This window comes from Enterococcus sp. FR204, from assembly GCF_031143325.1.
GTDB lineage: Bacteria > Bacillota > Bacilli > Lactobacillales > Enterococcaceae > Enterococcus_B > Enterococcus_B faecium.
The window spans coordinates 1-15,399 of sequence record NZ_JAKZIW010000050.1 but is presented as its reverse complement, the minus strand read 5'-3'; the positions used below and the strand labels follow the sequence as shown (position 1 = coordinate 15,399).

Here is a 15,399-nt window from a genome sequence, read left to right as displayed (position 1 = left end):
ATTTAAAAACTAGGAGGAATACAGCAATGACAGAACCAAAATTAATCGACCCGCGAAACTTGTACCATACGGAGAAATTTCCTAAACAAGATCAGGATACACCAGCTTTACAGCAGAATATGATTCCTGTTCCTGATTGTGGAGAAGAATCCTATGAAGGCAATAATCAACTAGAAAACCGCCGTGTACTAATCACTGGTGGAGATTCAGGGATCGGTCGTGCAGCAGCGATTGCATTTGCTAGAGAAGGGGCAGATATCGCTCTTCAATTCTTCCCAGGAGAAGAAAAAGATGCAGAGGAAGTAGCAAAATACGTGAAAGATGCAGGACGTAAGATTGTCTTACTACCTTTTGATCTTCGTGACGAACAAGCACCTAAAGAAATCATAGATAAAGCCGTGAGTGAACTTGGCGGGCTAGATACGATGGTACTAAACGCAGGACAGCAAATTTCTTGTCAGTCTATTGCTGAGTTACCACTTGAGCAAGTCAAAGACACATTTATGATAAACATCATCGCTATGTTTGCTTTAGTGAAAGAAGCTGTTCCGCATATCCCAGCAGGAGGAGCAATCGTAACAACAACTTCTGTTCAAGCATTCAATCCAAGCGAACATTTATTAGATTACGCAGCAACAAAAGCTTCAATCGCTAACTTTACGATCGGTTTAGCAAAACAGCTTGCACCTAAAGGAATCCGTGTAAATGGTGTAGCACCTGGTCCAATCTGGACACCATTACAACTAGACGAAGGACAACCTTCTGATTCGATCCCTGAATTTGGTCAGCAAAGTTTACTAGAACGTGCAGGTCAGCCAGGAGAATTAGCACCAGTTTATGTTTTCTTAGCATCGAATAAAGCAAGTTATGTTACAGCCCAAATTTACGGAGTAACTGGTGGAGAAGCGATCAACTTATAAGAAGTTGATCGTTTCACCCCTATGAGGAGGTGCGAAAATGAATAAAGGTGTAAAAACGATCGGAGTGATCGGAACGTTACTTTTGCTATCTGTGCTTTTGTTTGCGATACTATTAAGTGCAACCTATCCATTGCCTTTTCAGCTAGAGAAGTTTCGATTCTTTTCCATCACTAATTCATACGTGCAACAATATGTATTTTGGCTTGCCGTTGCATTTGCTATTTTGACAATTATCACGTTACTTGTTTTCCTGTTTTATCCAAAAACAATCGGAAACTTTCTACTGAAACATGGTGATGGGGAGTTGACGTTGGATAAAAAAGCAATTGAAGGAATGGTTCGTTCTCACTTGCATGAAGATGAATTCATCCATTCACCAAAAGTAAATGTCAAAGCAACGAAAAACAAGATCGCCGTCAATGTAAAAGGGGAGTTGAAACGAACTTCAGCACTCATTGGTAAAACAGGAACATTGATGAAAGAAATCGAAAATGAAGTACAACACATATTGGGAACAAAAGAGCCAGTGAAAGTATCGGTGAAATACACAGGCTTTGAAGAACCAGCTAAACGAAGCAATGACCGCAAACGAGTAGAATAGGGGGGGACCAAAAATGAAAGAACTATTTTCGACATACAAGCTCCCTATCATCTTTGGGGTACTTGGATTGATATTAGCCGTTTTATGGATCACCGTGGGCTTTTTCAAGACCTTATTGATCTTGATCATGGCAGCGATCGGCGTCGCTATCGGTTTTTATCTGAAACAAACGAAAATCTTAGATCACTATTTTAAATCTTAGGAGGAAACATCCATGAATAACAATAACAAAAATAATAACAATAAAATGAACAACCAAAAACCAGTGTCTGCACATCCAGACCCAACGACACCAAACCAATCAAATGGTGTGAACGATGAAAAGAACAAAACAGCACCAGTATCTGCACATCCAGATCCAGTAGTCCCTAACGTTCAACAAGGAGTAGAAGAGAAGAAACATGATGCAGAAAAGCATGCACCTCATCATCCAGGAACTCCAGAATCTAAAGTTCCAGAACAACATGATGCAATCGATCCTTCTAAACCTGTGGAAGAGCAAAAACATCCTTCTGACCATGCGAAAGCACAAGAAAAACTTAGTTCTGACCACACAAACGGACAAGGAAAACTTGGTTCTGATCATACAAATAACCAAGGAAAGCATGATTCTGAACAGGAAGATTCAATGCGCGGTGAGCTGAATTATGAAGATAAAGTTGTGCAAAAAATCATCGGAATCGCAATTGAACAAGTAGACGGTTTATTATCTGCAAACGGTGGTTTCTTCTCTAATGTGGCAGGAAAACTTGTGAATACAGATAATGTAACGGCTGGGATCGAAACAGAAGTCGGTAAAAAACAAGTAGCAGTTGATATGGATGTCATTGTGGAATATGGCAAAGATATCGAAAAAATCTTTGAAGAAATGCAAGAAGTAATCGGCAAAGAAGTAAAAAATATGACACACTTAGAAGTGATCGAAGTCAACGCTAACGTAGTGGACATCAAAACAAAAGAAGAATTTGAAAAAGATCAAGAAACGGTGCAAGACAAAGTAACTGACGCAGCGAAAAAAACCGGTGAATTTGCTTCGAATCAAACAGATAAAGTAAAATCAGCAGCTGGAAGCGGCGCACAAAAAGTAAAAGAAAATACAGAACCACGGGTTCAGTAATAAGGAAGTAAAACATTAGGAGGAACGAAACATGGGATTTATTTGGTCACTTATCGTCGGAGGAATTATCGGAGCAATTGCAGGAGCAATCACGAATAAAGGTTCTTCGATGGGGATTATTGCAAATGTCGTAGCAGGTTTAGTTGGATCAGCACTTGGTCAAGCATTATTAGGTTCTTGGGGACCAAGTATTGCAGGAATGGCAATCGTGCCATCATTGATTGGTGCCATCATTTTAGTACTAATCGTATCATTCTTTGCTCGAAAACTGTAAAAAGACTTTTAAAAAGAGGTCGTGAAAAAGCTGTTCTTCATCAAGTAATAAGAACAGCCAAACAAAAATAGCTTCTCATATTTTTCATTTGGTTGGGCTTATTATCGAAGATGCAAGCTTTTGAACACTGTTTATTCGGAATAAGAGGCTGTGACAAGACTTTTGTCACAGCCTCTTATTTATGCGGGCAAATTCCCAATTAGATTTTTAAAAGTTTTTCCTTAAATGTGTCTTTATTGATACAGAGAAGCTTCTTTAATAAAACAATGCCTCCCTAAATTTTCTTGAGATAGGAAAGGTGAACATACAAAATAATACGACCACTTGGAAAACCCGGATGATCCACAAATGGATCGTATGATACTGATGAAGTAAAAAGCAATGGATCAGAAACTCAAAGAGATTGAAAAAGACAAGGAAGAAATAATATCTCTTTTTTACTCTTGTCTGTTTTAGCCAATAATAGCTCGTAAAGTAATCTAGACAAACAAATAGAAGTAAACAAAGTTTCGTAAGAGCAGCAATCGTATCATGTTGCTCTGCTAGACGATTGACGAGCAGGAAAAATGTTGGTAATGGAATATAGATCACGAGTAATGAAAGAAAAAAGTAAACAATAAATGGCATACTATTCCTCCTAATTGTGTGAGTTCGCCCTCATTTTAAAATAACGATATTTGTTTGTGAAGCTTTTTCGTGTCGTAACAAATGTTATCTAATGTATTTTTAAATAAATAATCATTATTATCAAAATAATGTTAAAAATAAAAAAGAATAGTCCATCACTGTTATTCAAATTATTTTATCAAAACTACATAGTAAATGGTAAAAAGCAACATGACATAATATATAGAAGGCTTTACAGTATATATGGGAGTTTACTAAAAAAGAATGGAGTAAGAGTTAACGCAATGGGCCATTAGCTGAAGTTTTAAGCACTTCAAGGTATGAAACAGAATGGCCTGTAATACTACATGATTATTTAGACTGCTCAAACTGCTATCAGTCTGGTGGAATGAATAAAGTATTATACTAAAAGCAGATCCAACTACAACGTAACAGGAAACCAGTTGTATCAGGAAAAGTGATAGTACATGGAGAAGAAAAGGCCCCCTTTGTATGAGTCAGTACATATCTTATTTATAGATAAAACGGTATTCAATCGAAATAAAAAATCTGAATAATAGACGTAAATAACTTCTAAAAGTCTCACACATCTATCATTCAGATTATTTTTTATTTACTGTTTGTTCTACTTTATTTTATTCTTCTGGTATAGTATTCGAGTCATTTTTATAGATCAACAAATCACCCGGTTGACACTCCAAAACTTGGCAGACTTTTTCGAGAGTGGAAAAACGGATGGCTTTTGCTTTTCCATTTTTTAGAATAGAGATGTTTGCCATCGTAATGCCCACTTTCTCACTCAATTCAGTCACACTCATTTTTTTTTGAGCTAATACTACATCTAAATTAACGATAATTGCCATGTCGCACCTCACACTGTCAAATCATGATCTGTCTTAAGTAAAATCGCATGTTCAAGCAGTTTTTCCAGCACGCTTGTTAATGTGTATACTGCAAAAGGAATGAATACGACAGCGATTCCTACCAACATCAAACCTGGAGCATCGTCTAAATCCGCTACTTTCATAAATTTAGGAAGTAAGCCAAAAAAAGCGAAACCAATAAACAAAATGGTTCGTTCGATTTTTTTTAGTATGTTTAAGCTTTGAGTGGAAAAAGCTTGGTTATCTTCGATTTTTTTCAATAGTTTCAATAAGAAATAAGCAATAACGATCCCTAGGAGAAGGGCAAAGTAAATGACAGAAACAAATAATGTGGTCTGCCAATCAAAATTGAATCCTTTTTCGCTTGTAGCGATCTGAGTGTAAAAAAGTACGCCGAACAAAATAAATACGGCACTTATACCTAAAACGACAAATTTTAATAGCAATGTTTTAAATTTCATTTTTATCCCTCTTTTATCTTTGATAGCTAAAATATAGCAGAATAATTATTGTAAAACAACTATTTTTTATCGAAAAACAATAAAAATATATCGTTTATAAAAAATGATAGAGTATGAGGGTGTGGAGTGCATTTAACAGCTTTTTTTGATTGTAAGAAACATTTAAAACCAGTTATTTTAGATTCTATGTGTGTCTCTTCTATAATGCTAGTTTAGATGCCTGGGATTATATTGGACAATACAGTTGGAGGATTTTTTATTATCTAGCGAAGAGAAGTGTAAGTTAACAGAACTGTATGAGAAAAAAGACAACTACGTAGTAGCTAACTGATTCATTAATTTTTTCAAGTTCATGTTTATTTACGTATCAGAATTTTTCTTATTCAATGGTTTGGTGTAATCACCACTTATTTGTCCTTTATTGCTTATACAATGTTATACAAAAGGAAAATCAAGCATTGACGCATGGGGTGGTACTATCTAGCTGAAATAGCTTAATAAGCGCAAGTAGATGCATTGGATTAGTTTATAAATCAAAAGTGTTAGAGGTATTAAGAAGAAGTAGAAAAATAAAATAGATTGCCGAATAAAAAGTACCATAAATCCTAAAACATGTGCCAACAGATAGATGGCACATGTTTATTTTTTTCGATAATTTTGTAACAAAAATACGAAGATGAAAAAGAATAGAGATTCCCATAATGTAGTAGTCCAACTGAATTCTTTACTGATACCAAATACCATATTTCCTAGATTTGATACAATCAAATAGCCAATCGTTATGATCAATGAATAGTACAATCTTTTCATCATAGGACATACCTCGTTTTTATTTATAAGAATAGTATAAACCAAAGAAGTGAATAAGAAAAATGATAATATAAAAATAAAGCAAGAACGCATTAAAGTAACTAAAGTTATTTATTGTATTTTTTAATTCTCCGAAAAAATTTAATAAATAAATAGAATCTTGTAATAATAACTGAGCATAATCTTTGCAATTTTTAATCTTGAATAATATCCTTTAAGTATAGCCAGCAATCAAAAGTAAATAGAGAATAAGTAAGCAATTGTTATTTCAGTATCAGACTGGCAATAAAACGCCGTTATGATCCAACAATGTTTGGTAGCGCTTTATTTACTGGTGCTATGCTAACTGTTCGCTATCTATACTGTGATTGTCGGTAGAGTTATTTACAGGGTAAAAATAAGTTTATAGGAGGTGGAAAATGAATAAGGGGTTAAAAATAATCGGTGTTATCATGAGTTTACTGCTACTTTCAGTATTTCTAGCGATTGCGTTGATCAATGCGCCGTATATTATGCCTGAACAATTGGAACGATTTCGCTTCTTTACTTTAACGAATTACTACATGCAACAATATATTTTCTGGGCAGCTGTAGTATTTGCCGTTCTTGCTATTATCATCTTGCTAGTCGTTCTTTTCTATCCAAAGTCAAGAGGAACTTTCGTTATGAAACGGGAAGATGGCAAACTAACAATCGACAAAAAAGCGATCGAAGGGTTGGTACGTTCCCATTTACACGAAGAAGAGTTCATTCATTCACCTAAAGTACGGATACGTTCAACGAAAAATCGAATCCATATCCATGTCAACGGAGACTTGAAACGAACTTCTTCATTAGTAGGGAAAACAGGTGTATTGATGCAAGACATCGAAGAAGAAGTGACTAGAGTACTTGGAACAAAAGAAACGGTCAAAGTGGCAGTCACATACAGCGGTTATGAAGAACAAGAAGATACAAGAGACTACAAGCACTCTCGAGTGGAATAGGAGGGCCAAATAATGAAAGAACTATTTTCAGCATACAAGCTCCCTATTATCTTTGGGGGTCTTGGACTACTGCTAGCTGTTTTATGGTTAACGATTGGATTTTTCAAGACATTGTTGATCATAATCATGACAGCAATTGGCGCAGGAATCGGTTTTTATTTGAAACAGTCAGGAATAGTTGATCAATTTTTTAAATTATAGGAGGAAACAAAGATGGAAAACAAAAACATGAATACAACAAATGGATCAGTTTTGGCAAATGAAAAAGGAGAAAACCGCATGATGAATGGTGAATTGACTTATGAAGACAAAGTCATCCAAAAAATCATCGGTTATGCATTGAAAGATGTAGATGGTCTATTGACATTAGATGGCGGATTTTTCTCAAATATGGCTGAAAAATTAGTCAACACAGATAACGTAACAGCAGGTATCAATACAGAAGTAGGTAAGAAACAAGTAGCTGTGGATCTAGATGTGATCGTAGAATACGGTAAAGACATCGAAGATATTTACAACCAAATCAAAGAATTGATCAGTACTGAAGTAAACAATATGACACATTTAGATGTTATCGAAGTGAATGTGAATGTTGCAGACATCAAAACACAAGAAGAATACCAAAAAGATCAAGAAACAGTACAAGACAAAGTAACAGAAGCAGCAAAATCAACAGGACAATTTGCTTCACGCCAAACAGATAAAGCAAAATCTGCTGTAGGCAAAGGTGCACAAAAAGTCAAAGAAAATAACGAACCACGTGTACAATAAGAAGTAAAAAGTCAGTTAGGAGGAATTTAAAATGGGATTTATTTGGGCATTAATCGTCGGCGGTATCATTGGAGCAATTGCAGGAGCAATCACGAATAAAGGATCATCAATGGGGATCATCGCAAACATCATTGCTGGTTTAGTAGGTTCAGCAATTGGACAAGCTTTACTAGGAACTTGGGGACCAACAATTGCAGGAATGGCTATCATTCCATCATTGATCGGTGCAATCATTTTAGTATTAGTCGTTTCATTCTTTGCACGTAAATTATAAGCAAATTGAAGAAAAACTTATGTTGAAATGAAGAACAAATTTGAGAACCGTAGCGACACTCGCTGCGGTTCTTTTTTATATATTTTATATGAAGTATTCTTTATTCCTTATGAAAAAATATCTTTAAAAATAAAAAAAGACGAAAATAAACGGTTTTCTATAAAAAGAAGACCGTTTATTTTTTGTCTTTATTTGTGTGAAAAACGAAAAAGAGCACAACACATCAAGCTTTTATTAATTGTCTGTCTTTTATAAATGCAAGTATTAATTCAAAAAAACAGAAGAAAAAAACAACTACACCTTCTTTTATACTCGTAATCGTAGAAAGGAGGCGAAAAAAATGAATACATTACCTATCAATACAGGAGATACAGCATTCATGATTTTATGTACAGCAATGGTTTGTCTGATGACTCCTGGTCTAGCTTTTTTTTACGGCGGATTAGCACGGAAGAATAATATACTAACGATCATGTCTCAATCTTTTCTCTCCGTTGGGATAACAACGATTATGTGGGTATTTGGTGGATTCGGATTGGCCTTTGGACGGGATATCGGCGGTGTTATTGGAAACCCGGCAGATTTCTTTTTGATGAGACATGTTACAAGCTTCCCCAACATGTTTCATGGTGCAACGATTCCATTTTTAATGTTCTTTCTTTACCAACTGATGTTTATCGTGATTACCGTTCCTTTGATGACAGGAGCTTTTGCAGGGAGATTGAATTTAAAAGGCTATATTATACTTGTTATTTTTTGGAATCTGCTGATTTATTTTCCTGTTTGCCACTGGATATGGGGCGGCGGATTTTTGGATCAGATGGGATTTAGAGATTTCGCTGGTGGAGCAGTCATCCACACGACAGCTGGATTCGGCTCTTTAGCATGTATCCTCACACTTGGTCAAAGAAAGATTCCTTTAGGAGAAAGAAGTCAGCATAGCAGTCTTATGGCAGCTGCTATCGGTACAGGACTGCTTTGGTTTGGCTGGTTCGGTTTTAATTCCGGTGGTGCACTTCGAGCAGATGAACAAGCAGTCAATGCATTTGGTTTAACATTCATCGCTCTTGCATTTGCGATGATTACTTGGCTGATCATTGCAAAAGTAAAAGGAAATGGCTTTGATTTTGTCGACGTACTAACAGGATCCGTTGCTGGATTGGCAGCCATTACGCCTTGTGCCGGTTATGTAGAAGCAAAAAGTGCCATGCTGATTGGGATCATTGCGGGTATCGTCTGTCATGCTGCTGTTGATTTTCGTAAAAAGAAACAATGGGATGATGCACTTGATGTGTGGGGTGTTCATGGCATGGGCGGATTCACAGGTACGATTCTGATAGGGATCTTTGCATCTAACAGCCATTTACTAACGAATCTAAGCAGCTGGTACTTCTTAGGGATTCAAGTGATTGGTGTCATCATTACTGCCGTGTATGCCTATGTGCTGACAACAGTGATTTTAAAATCGGCGATGCACTTTACAACGATCACTACTACAAAAGAAGAACAAGAAGAAGGATTGGACTTTTTCTTCTTTGGCAACAAACTCAATTGAAACAAATTCAAATAGAAAAGAGGAAGATTCATGCAACAAAGCAAAACGAAAATTCCTGCAAAAAAATTAACGTTCTTTGGCTTTTTGGCTATGACCATCTCAATGGTCGTTTCATTATATGAATATCCCACATTCGCGACCTCAGGCTTCAGCTTAGTATTTTTCTTGTTATTAGGCGGTTTGCTATGGTTTATCCCTGTGGCATTGTGCGCAGCAGAGATGGCAACGGTGAAAGGATGGGAAAAAGGCGGTGTCTATACTTGGGTCAGTCGCACATTGGGAAAACGATTCGGTTTTGCCGCAATCTTTTTCCAATGGTTTGAGATAACAGTTGGCTACTTGACCATGCTGTATTTCTTAACTGGTGCATTATCCTATGCAACGGGTATTGGTGCTATACAAAACAATAAATATCTGAAATTGGCAATCCTATTGATTATTTTCTGGGCTATTTTACTCTCACAGTTAAAAGGAACCAAATACACTTCATTGATTGCTCGGATCGGTTTTGTAGCTGGTATCTTGTTGCCAGCATTAGTCTTGTTTGGCTTAGGGATCCATTATGTCGCTTCAGGCGCTCCACTACAAACGACACTGTCTATGAAAACATTGATTCCTGATTTTTCGAAATTGCCTACGCTGGTTGTTTTTGTTTCCTTTATTTTAGCATATATGGGCGTAGAAACATCTGCCAGTCATGCAAATGAAATGGAAAACCCTAAAAAGGATTATCCATTAGCAATGTTTGTATTGGTTATTCTGGCAATCATTTTAGATACTTTTGGCGGATTGACCGTCGCTACTACAGTACCTCAACATGGTTTGTCTCTTAATACAGGGGTGATTCAATCGTTAGAATTCCTATTAAGACACATTGATCCAAATCTTGCATGGATTGCGAAAATTCTTGCGATTCTTGTTTGTTTAGGTGTCATCGGAGAAATTGCTTCTTGGGTAACCTCTCCTTCAAAAGCACTTCACGTAGCAGCAGAAGAAGGATTACTTCCTGAATATTTTGCAAAAGAAAACACACACGGTGTTCCTGCTCATTTGATGATCGCAAATGGGATCGTTGCAACAATCTGGGCAGCCGTCTTTACATTAAGCGGCGGGGGGAATAATCTTTCATTTCTTGCAGCGATGTCATTGACTGTTGTAATCTACCTGATGTTGTACTTTATGTTTTTCGCGGGCTATTTGAAGCTGGTTTTTAAAGATGACAGCCTTGAAAGAGCCTATCAGGTTCCAGGCGGAAAAGTTGTAAAAGTAATCGTTGCTTGTTTAGGTCTTTTGACTTCACTTTTTGCTTTTTGTATCTCATTTGTTCCACCTGCTAGTATCGCAGCTGGACAGCATGGGATTTATGAAACGATTCTGATTGTTTCTTATCTTATCGTCTTAGTTATTCCATTTACGATCTACGCATGCCGTCATAAATTCCAGCATGCAGAAAAATAAAAAATGAAAGCTGGTTATTCAAATGGAAGTAAAAGAATTAGAACAATTGATTGGAAAAAATTTCCACTATTATCAAACAGGACAAGTGGCGGATTACATTCCAGCATTAGCTGAAGTGGATCCCAAACAATTAGGTATGGCGATTTATGATTTGGATACAAAACAACTGATTGAGGGAGGAGACGCCGATGTGCGCTTTGCCATCGAAAGCATGTCAAAAGTTCCCGTATTGTTATTAGCAATCAAAGACAACGGAATAGAAAAAGTCTTTCAAACAATCAACACGGAACCAACCGGTTTTGCCTTCAATTCTATCATGAATATGGAAATCAATCATCGCAAACATCCAATGAATCCTTTTGTTAATGCAGGAGCGATTGCAACAACCTCGTTGATTGCCGGTAAAGATGCAGATGAAAAATTTGAGCGAATCTTGTCATTTATGAAAGAGATCTGTGATGATCCTAATATCACATTGAATGAAGAAATCTATCATTCTGAATCAAGAACAGGTGATATCAATCGCTCTCTTGCTTACTATATGAAAGGTAATCAAATGATCGAAGGAGACGTACCGGAGATACTCGATGCTTATTTCAGACAATGCTCCCTCAATGTCACCGCTACAGGCATAGCAAAATTAGCTGCTGTGCTGGCAAATAAAGGAATTGCTCCTTGGAATGGCAAACAAATCATTACTGAAGAAAGTGCTACAATCGTCAAATCAATTATGACAACTGCTGGTTTGTATGATGAATCAGGAGAGTTTTCCGTCCATGTTGGTGTACCTGCAAAAAGCGGTGTAGGCGGCGGGTTGATGGCAGCTGTGCCAAATCGTTACGGCATAGGTGTCTTCAGCCCGGCACTAGATCCATATGGTAACAGCGCAGCTGGTATCCAATTGTTGAAAGATGTAGTCAAAGAACTAGACGCTGACATCTTTGAATAACCATTCTTGAAAGAGGCTGGGGTAAAAGTCCAAACGGCTCAAAGCTACCTACAATGAGGCTGAAATTGTGAGCTTGTTTGACTTTTGTCCCAGTTTCTTTTTTTATTGGTTTTTGAAAGGGCTTTTCTAAATAAAAAGGAAACAAAAATATGATTTACAGATATGATTAAATAAACTCATAAGAAAAACTGGAGGCGTGTATCAGGAATGCTGGAAAATTACATCGAGCGAAATATATTTAGAAAAGTGTATCTGTGTGAACAATTATTTGAATTCCAAGAAATAGATATCGAACAAACAGCTATTTCTCTAAGGGTGACTACACCAACGATCCTTCACGATCTAGAAAGTCTAGCCGAGTGTCTAGAATATTGTATAAAAGAACAAGTAAGAGAGAAGCATAAGTATAAACTCGTATTCAAACATGGTATTGCTCTTTCTGAGCTCACACAGTTTCTGTACGGTCAATCTTATTTTTTAAAGTTTTTAAGTTATTATTTTAATGGTATATTCACGAGTACAGAACTGGCTGATCTTGAATTTATTTCTTTGAGCAAAGTATATACAATCAAAAAAATCGTATTGGATTTTTTTAAAGAAAATGATTATTTGAAAAATAAAGAAATCATTATCCCAGAATTTGACTCGCGGAACATCTTGCTAGCTTTAGTACGTTATGTCAATTGGGAAGGCTATGAAAATAAAAATCCGTATGTAGAAGAAGCTTGTAACGAGTTGATTGATTATGTAGAGACTCATTTTTTTAAAAGAAGATATTCGGAAGATGAAAAGTCCTTTATCATACGAGGAATAGAGATCGCAATCGGAAGAAAGGCATTTCCCCTTGGACTGAAAGAAGAAGATAAGAAAAGCGCAGAAACGAAGCCGTTATTTCAATTAGTCTGTCAAGGATTGGAAGAGCAAAAAGGAATTCTAGACTTACAAGAAGAAGATGTCTATTATATTTTTTCTTTGTTCAACAGTAGAAATTATACCAATGAGAACATGGAGCTGTTAAGAAAAGATTTCGAAGTTGTTTATAAAAATTTTGTTCTCAATGACCTATCACTGAATGAATTGATTTTACAGATTATTAGTATCGCTGAAATCGACGATGCAGAAAATTTTATTTTCAAGCAATCCTTTTTACAATTTGTCCGTACGTTGTGGGCAGATGGACAAGTATTTTTACCGGAAAGGATCTATCTTCTATCAGAAAAAGAACAACTTCTGTACGGAAAAATTGTAGAAATATTGGAAGAGTGGAAAAAGAAAAATCAAATCCAACTAAGATGGAATGAAAATTTCATTCGAAAATTCGTCAAAAGTCTTTCTTTGATCAACAGTGAACAAGCGGGGAGACAGGAAATAGAAATTTTTGTTGTTTCAGAAAGTTCAGTCAAACAATTTTTTTATCGAACCCAATTTCATTTGTATGCGGAAGAAGGCATCGCTGAAATAAATCCTATTTTATTTCGTTCATTAGAAGAATTGCCTGATGAATGTCTATGTGCGAAAAAAAGAGTGGTTTTGTGCGATGCTGCTAGCTATCAAAATGGATTAGAAACTGAAAAGACAAAGATCTATCCAATCTCATTAAAAGGTGCAAACATCCATTTGTATCATATTGCTCAGGAACTTCACCTATTAAAAAAACATATTTCTTGATGAGACCTTAATTAGGAGACCTTCTACAAAGCTTTTTAATTGTCTGTAGAAGGTTTTTATTTGAGTCCTGATTCGTGCGAAGATCTACTTATATAACAAGCTTTCTCTGAAATTTTTTTAAAATGCTATTGACTTAGAGTCAACTCTAAGTAGTAGAATAGATAAAGTGTAACAAATCTATTTTCATTAAAAGAAGATAGTACGGAGGAGAGAATGTATTATGAGTACAGTATTACATGTATTGGATGCAATCAATAGCCCCGCAGATGTCAAAAAATTATCTGTTGAGGAAATGAAACAGTTGGCAGAAGAGATGCGCCAAAAAATCTTGCAAAAGGACAGCGATGTAGGTGGGCACGTTGGTCCGAATCTAGGTGTAGTAGAATTAACGATTGCGTTTCATTATGTATTTGATTCACCAAAGGATAAAATCGTTTGGGATGTTTCTCATCAGTCTTATGGTCATAAGCTTTTAACTGGTCGAAAAAATGGTTTTGAAAAAGGACATTACCGTGAAGTGAGCGGATATTCCAACCAACATGAAAGTAAACATGACTATTTTACAGTGGGGCACACATCTACATCTATCAGCTTAGCAACAGGTTTAGCTAAAGCGAGAGATCTGAAGAGAGAATCAGGAAATGTGGTAGCATTTATCGGTGACGGCTCCCTAAGTGGTGGCTTAGCTTTTGAAGGATTGAACAATGGTGGTGTTTTACAATCCAATCTAATCGTATTAGTAAACGATAATGAGATGTCTATTGATGAGAACCATGGCAGTTTATATAAAAACTTAGCTGAGCTTCGTCAAACCAACGGTAAAAGCAGCAATAACCTATTTAAAGCAATGGGATTTGATTATCGTTACGTGGATAATGGAAACGATCTGGAAACGGTGATCCGTTTATTTGAAGAAGTAAAAGATATTGATCATCCGATTGTACTTCACGTCCATACGGAAAAAGGTCGCGGTTATCAGCCGGCAATCGATAATAAAATGAAATATCATTGGCATGTACCATTTGATCTGTCCACCGGGGAGGCAAAGCAGGTAACTTCTGGAGAAACATTTAATATGATCATCATGGATTATTTGGATAAGAAAATGCAAACAAATACAGCTCCTATTGCCGCAGTCAATGCAGCGATACCAGGCGCCTTTGGACTGAAAACATTCCAAGAAAAACATCCAGATCATTATTTTGACGTGGGGATCGCTGAACAGCACTCTATCACTTTCGCTTCTGCTTTGGCTTCTCAGGGAGTACGTCCAGTCGTCTTCCAATCAAGTACTTTCTTGCAACGGGCATATGATCAATTATCACATGATTTAGCGATCAACGAGAATCCAGTGATTATTTTAGTCGGTGGCGGAACGATCTCAGCTAGTGACCGAACACACCAAGGAACATTTGACATTCCTTACTTATCAAGTATCCCGAACATCAACTATCTTGCTCCAGCAACAAAAGAGGATATGATCTCTATGCTAGATTGGGCGTTCGAACAAACAGCGCAGCCTGTAGCAATCCGGATTCCTACACATGGTGTAGAACATGGTACAGCTATCGCAAATGATTATAGTATTCCAGCCTATCAAACAGTAAATAATGGAGGAAAAGTAGCAATTTTAGCTTTAGGCGGTTTTCTTGAATTAGGAAAAGAAACAGTAAAAGCTTTTAGAAAAAAAGGAATCGAAGCAACGTTGATCAATCCAGGAACGATCACAGAAAATGACGTAGAAACATTAGATAAATTAAAAGAAACACATGAATTAGTCATCACATTAGAAGATGGTAGTTTGTCAGGAGGATTTGGCGAAAATATCAGTCGTTATTATGGTGATTCTTCAATGAACGTATTAAATTTTGGTGCAGAGAAAGAATTCACGGATAGCGTTCCTGTAGGGCAGCTTTATGAACGTTATCATTTAACACCAAAACAAATCGTTGAAGATAGTCTGCGTGTCTTGAATATTCAATAATTCATTATACTCACCATCCAGATAATTGTTTATACTAGTATCTGGATGGTTTTTTCATTA

19 protein-coding genes are annotated in these 15,399 nt (G+C 36.5%); 15 read left to right on the top strand and 4 right to left on the bottom strand.

The window, feature by feature from the left end; translation table 11 throughout:
- The first annotated feature begins 26 nt into the window (after positions 1-26).
- Genes RG571_RS10300 through RG571_RS10280 form a run of 5 tightly spaced genes read left to right on the top strand, consistent with a single transcriptional unit; the run spans position 27 to position 2,912 of the window.
- Positions 27-920 carry an SDR family oxidoreductase gene (locus RG571_RS10300; RefSeq protein ID WP_002296675.1) on the top strand — a complete coding sequence of 298 codons (894 nt, stop codon included), beginning with the start codon at positions 27-29 and terminating at the stop codon, positions 918-920.
- Positions 921-957: 37 nt separating this feature from the next.
- The gene (amaP, locus tag RG571_RS10295) at positions 958-1,521 is read left to right on the top strand and encodes an alkaline shock response membrane anchor protein AmaP (RefSeq protein WP_002296677.1); all 564 of its coding nucleotides are present in this window, start codon (positions 958-960) and stop codon (positions 1,519-1,521) included.
- A gap of 13 nt (positions 1,522-1,534) precedes the next feature.
- On the top strand, positions 1,535-1,723 hold the full coding sequence (locus RG571_RS10290) for a DUF2273 domain-containing protein (RefSeq protein WP_002291274.1): 189 nt from the start codon (positions 1,535-1,537) through the stop codon (positions 1,721-1,723).
- A 12-nt stretch (positions 1,724-1,735) separates the two neighbouring features.
- Entirely contained in the window at positions 1,736-2,638 is a 903-nt protein-coding gene (locus tag RG571_RS10285; RefSeq protein ID WP_002296679.1) for an Asp23/Gls24 family envelope stress response protein, read from the top strand.
- A gap of 31 nt (positions 2,639-2,669) precedes the next feature.
- Entirely contained in the window at positions 2,670-2,912 is a 243-nt protein-coding gene (locus tag RG571_RS10280; protein ID WP_002291278.1) for a GlsB/YeaQ/YmgE family stress response membrane protein, read from the top strand.
- A gap of 255 nt (positions 2,913-3,167) precedes the next feature.
- Here the strand turns inward: RG571_RS10280 and RG571_RS10275 are convergent, their stop codons facing one another.
- The 4 genes from RG571_RS10275 to RG571_RS10260 all read right to left on the bottom strand — a co-directional run bounded on the left by RG571_RS10275 (position 3,168) and on the right by RG571_RS10260 (position 5,697).
- Positions 3,168-3,539: a hypothetical protein gene (locus tag RG571_RS10275; RefSeq protein WP_002339233.1), complete on the bottom strand. Its 372-nt coding sequence runs from the start codon at positions 3,537-3,539 to the stop codon at positions 3,168-3,170.
- 635 nt (positions 3,540-4,174) lie between these two features.
- Complete coding sequence (locus tag RG571_RS10270; RefSeq protein WP_139902871.1) at positions 4,175-4,402, bottom strand: helix-turn-helix transcriptional regulator; 228 nt, start codon at positions 4,400-4,402, stop codon at positions 4,175-4,177.
- Positions 4,403-4,410: 8 nt separating this feature from the next.
- On the bottom strand, positions 4,411-4,884 hold the full coding sequence (locus RG571_RS10265) for a DUF2975 domain-containing protein (protein WP_002295138.1): 474 nt from the start codon (positions 4,882-4,884) through the stop codon (positions 4,411-4,413).
- A 639-nt stretch (positions 4,885-5,523) separates the two neighbouring features.
- Positions 5,524-5,697 carry a hypothetical protein gene (locus tag RG571_RS10260; protein ID WP_002291299.1) on the bottom strand — a complete coding sequence of 58 codons (174 nt, stop codon included), beginning with the start codon at positions 5,695-5,697 and terminating at the stop codon, positions 5,524-5,526.
- 416 nt (positions 5,698-6,113) lie between these two features.
- Between RG571_RS10260 and amaP (RG571_RS10255) the strand changes: the two genes are divergently transcribed.
- From amaP (RG571_RS10255) to RG571_RS10210, 10 genes are all read left to right on the top strand, one after another.
- Complete coding sequence (gene amaP, locus RG571_RS10255; RefSeq protein ID WP_002297459.1) at positions 6,114-6,680, top strand: alkaline shock response membrane anchor protein AmaP; 567 nt, start codon at positions 6,114-6,116, stop codon at positions 6,678-6,680.
- A 12-nt stretch (positions 6,681-6,692) separates the two neighbouring features.
- On the top strand, positions 6,693-6,881 hold the full coding sequence (locus tag RG571_RS10250) for a DUF2273 domain-containing protein (protein WP_002339236.1): 189 nt from the start codon (positions 6,693-6,695) through the stop codon (positions 6,879-6,881).
- Positions 6,882-6,893: 12 nt separating this feature from the next.
- The gene (locus tag RG571_RS10245; protein WP_002295944.1) at positions 6,894-7,451 is read left to right on the top strand and encodes an Asp23/Gls24 family envelope stress response protein; all 558 of its coding nucleotides are present in this window, start codon (positions 6,894-6,896) and stop codon (positions 7,449-7,451) included.
- A 31-nt stretch (positions 7,452-7,482) separates the two neighbouring features.
- Positions 7,483-7,725: a GlsB/YeaQ/YmgE family stress response membrane protein gene (locus RG571_RS10240; RefSeq protein ID WP_002290686.1), complete on the top strand. Its 243-nt coding sequence runs from the start codon at positions 7,483-7,485 to the stop codon at positions 7,723-7,725.
- A gap of 27 nt (positions 7,726-7,752) precedes the next feature.
- Positions 7,753-7,980, top strand: coding sequence for a hypothetical protein (locus RG571_RS10235; protein ID WP_002295943.1), 228 nt, complete (start codon positions 7,753-7,755; stop codon positions 7,978-7,980).
- Between the two features lie 85 nt (positions 7,981-8,065).
- On the top strand, positions 8,066-9,280 hold the full coding sequence (locus tag RG571_RS10230; protein ID WP_142976561.1) for an ammonium transporter: 1,215 nt from the start codon (positions 8,066-8,068) through the stop codon (positions 9,278-9,280).
- 30 nt (positions 9,281-9,310) lie between these two features.
- Positions 9,311-10,738, top strand: a complete 1,428-nt coding sequence (locus tag RG571_RS10225) for an amino acid permease (protein WP_002297463.1) — start codon at positions 9,311-9,313, stop codon at positions 10,736-10,738.
- 22 nt (positions 10,739-10,760) lie between these two features.
- Positions 10,761-11,687 carry a glutaminase A gene (gene glsA / locus RG571_RS10220; protein ID WP_002339240.1) on the top strand — a complete coding sequence of 309 codons (927 nt, stop codon included), beginning with the start codon at positions 10,761-10,763 and terminating at the stop codon, positions 11,685-11,687.
- A 207-nt stretch (positions 11,688-11,894) separates the two neighbouring features.
- A complete protein-coding gene (locus RG571_RS10215) occupies positions 11,895-13,355 on the top strand; it encodes a hypothetical protein (RefSeq protein WP_002295937.1) in 1,461 nt (486 codons plus the stop codon).
- A 220-nt stretch (positions 13,356-13,575) separates the two neighbouring features.
- Positions 13,576-15,339: a 1-deoxy-D-xylulose-5-phosphate synthase gene (locus tag RG571_RS10210; RefSeq protein WP_308947686.1), complete on the top strand. Its 1,764-nt coding sequence runs from the start codon at positions 13,576-13,578 to the stop codon at positions 15,337-15,339.
- Positions 15,340-15,399 lie beyond the last annotated feature (60 nt).

Excerpts from the sequence above, each read along its gene's own strand:
- RG571_RS10240 (WP_002290686.1), top strand. The coding sequence starts at position 7,483 with ATGGGATTTATTTGGGCATTAATCGTCGGCGGTATCATTGGAGCAATT.
- RG571_RS10245 (WP_002295944.1), top strand. The coding sequence starts at position 6,894 with ATGGAAAACAAAAACATGAATACAACAAATGGATCAGTTTTGGCAAAT.
- RG571_RS10265 (WP_002295138.1), bottom strand. The coding sequence starts at position 4,884 with ATGAAATTTAAAACATTGCTATTAAAATTTGTCGTTTTAGGTATAAGT.
- RG571_RS10230 (WP_142976561.1), top strand. The coding sequence starts at position 8,066 with ATGAATACATTACCTATCAATACAGGAGATACAGCATTCATGATTTTA.
- RG571_RS10280 (WP_002291278.1), top strand. The coding sequence starts at position 2,670 with ATGGGATTTATTTGGTCACTTATCGTCGGAGGAATTATCGGAGCAATT.
- RG571_RS10270 (WP_139902871.1), bottom strand. The coding sequence starts at position 4,402 with ATGGCAATTATCGTTAATTTAGATGTAGTATTAGCTCAAAAAAAAATG.
- RG571_RS10235 (WP_002295943.1), top strand. The coding sequence starts at position 7,753 with ATGAAGAACAAATTTGAGAACCGTAGCGACACTCGCTGCGGTTCTTTT.
- RG571_RS10290 (WP_002291274.1), top strand. The coding sequence starts at position 1,535 with ATGAAAGAACTATTTTCGACATACAAGCTCCCTATCATCTTTGGGGTA.
- RG571_RS10260 (WP_002291299.1), bottom strand. The coding sequence starts at position 5,697 with ATGATGAAAAGATTGTACTATTCATTGATCATAACGATTGGCTATTTG.
- glsA (WP_002339240.1), top strand. The coding sequence starts at position 10,761 with ATGGAAGTAAAAGAATTAGAACAATTGATTGGAAAAAATTTCCACTAT.
- RG571_RS10225 (WP_002297463.1), top strand. The coding sequence starts at position 9,311 with ATGCAACAAAGCAAAACGAAAATTCCTGCAAAAAAATTAACGTTCTTT.
- RG571_RS10250 (WP_002339236.1), top strand. The coding sequence starts at position 6,693 with ATGAAAGAACTATTTTCAGCATACAAGCTCCCTATTATCTTTGGGGGT.
- RG571_RS10275 (WP_002339233.1), bottom strand. The coding sequence starts at position 3,539 with ATGCCATTTATTGTTTACTTTTTTCTTTCATTACTCGTGATCTATATT.
- RG571_RS10215 (WP_002295937.1), top strand. The coding sequence starts at position 11,895 with ATGCTGGAAAATTACATCGAGCGAAATATATTTAGAAAAGTGTATCTG.
- amaP (WP_002296677.1), top strand. The coding sequence starts at position 958 with ATGAATAAAGGTGTAAAAACGATCGGAGTGATCGGAACGTTACTTTTG.
- RG571_RS10285 (WP_002296679.1), top strand. The coding sequence starts at position 1,736 with ATGAATAACAATAACAAAAATAATAACAATAAAATGAACAACCAAAAA.
- RG571_RS10300 (WP_002296675.1), top strand. The coding sequence starts at position 27 with ATGACAGAACCAAAATTAATCGACCCGCGAAACTTGTACCATACGGAG.
- amaP (WP_002297459.1), top strand. The coding sequence starts at position 6,114 with ATGAATAAGGGGTTAAAAATAATCGGTGTTATCATGAGTTTACTGCTA.
- RG571_RS10210 (WP_308947686.1), top strand. The coding sequence starts at position 13,576 with ATGAGTACAGTATTACATGTATTGGATGCAATCAATAGCCCCGCAGAT.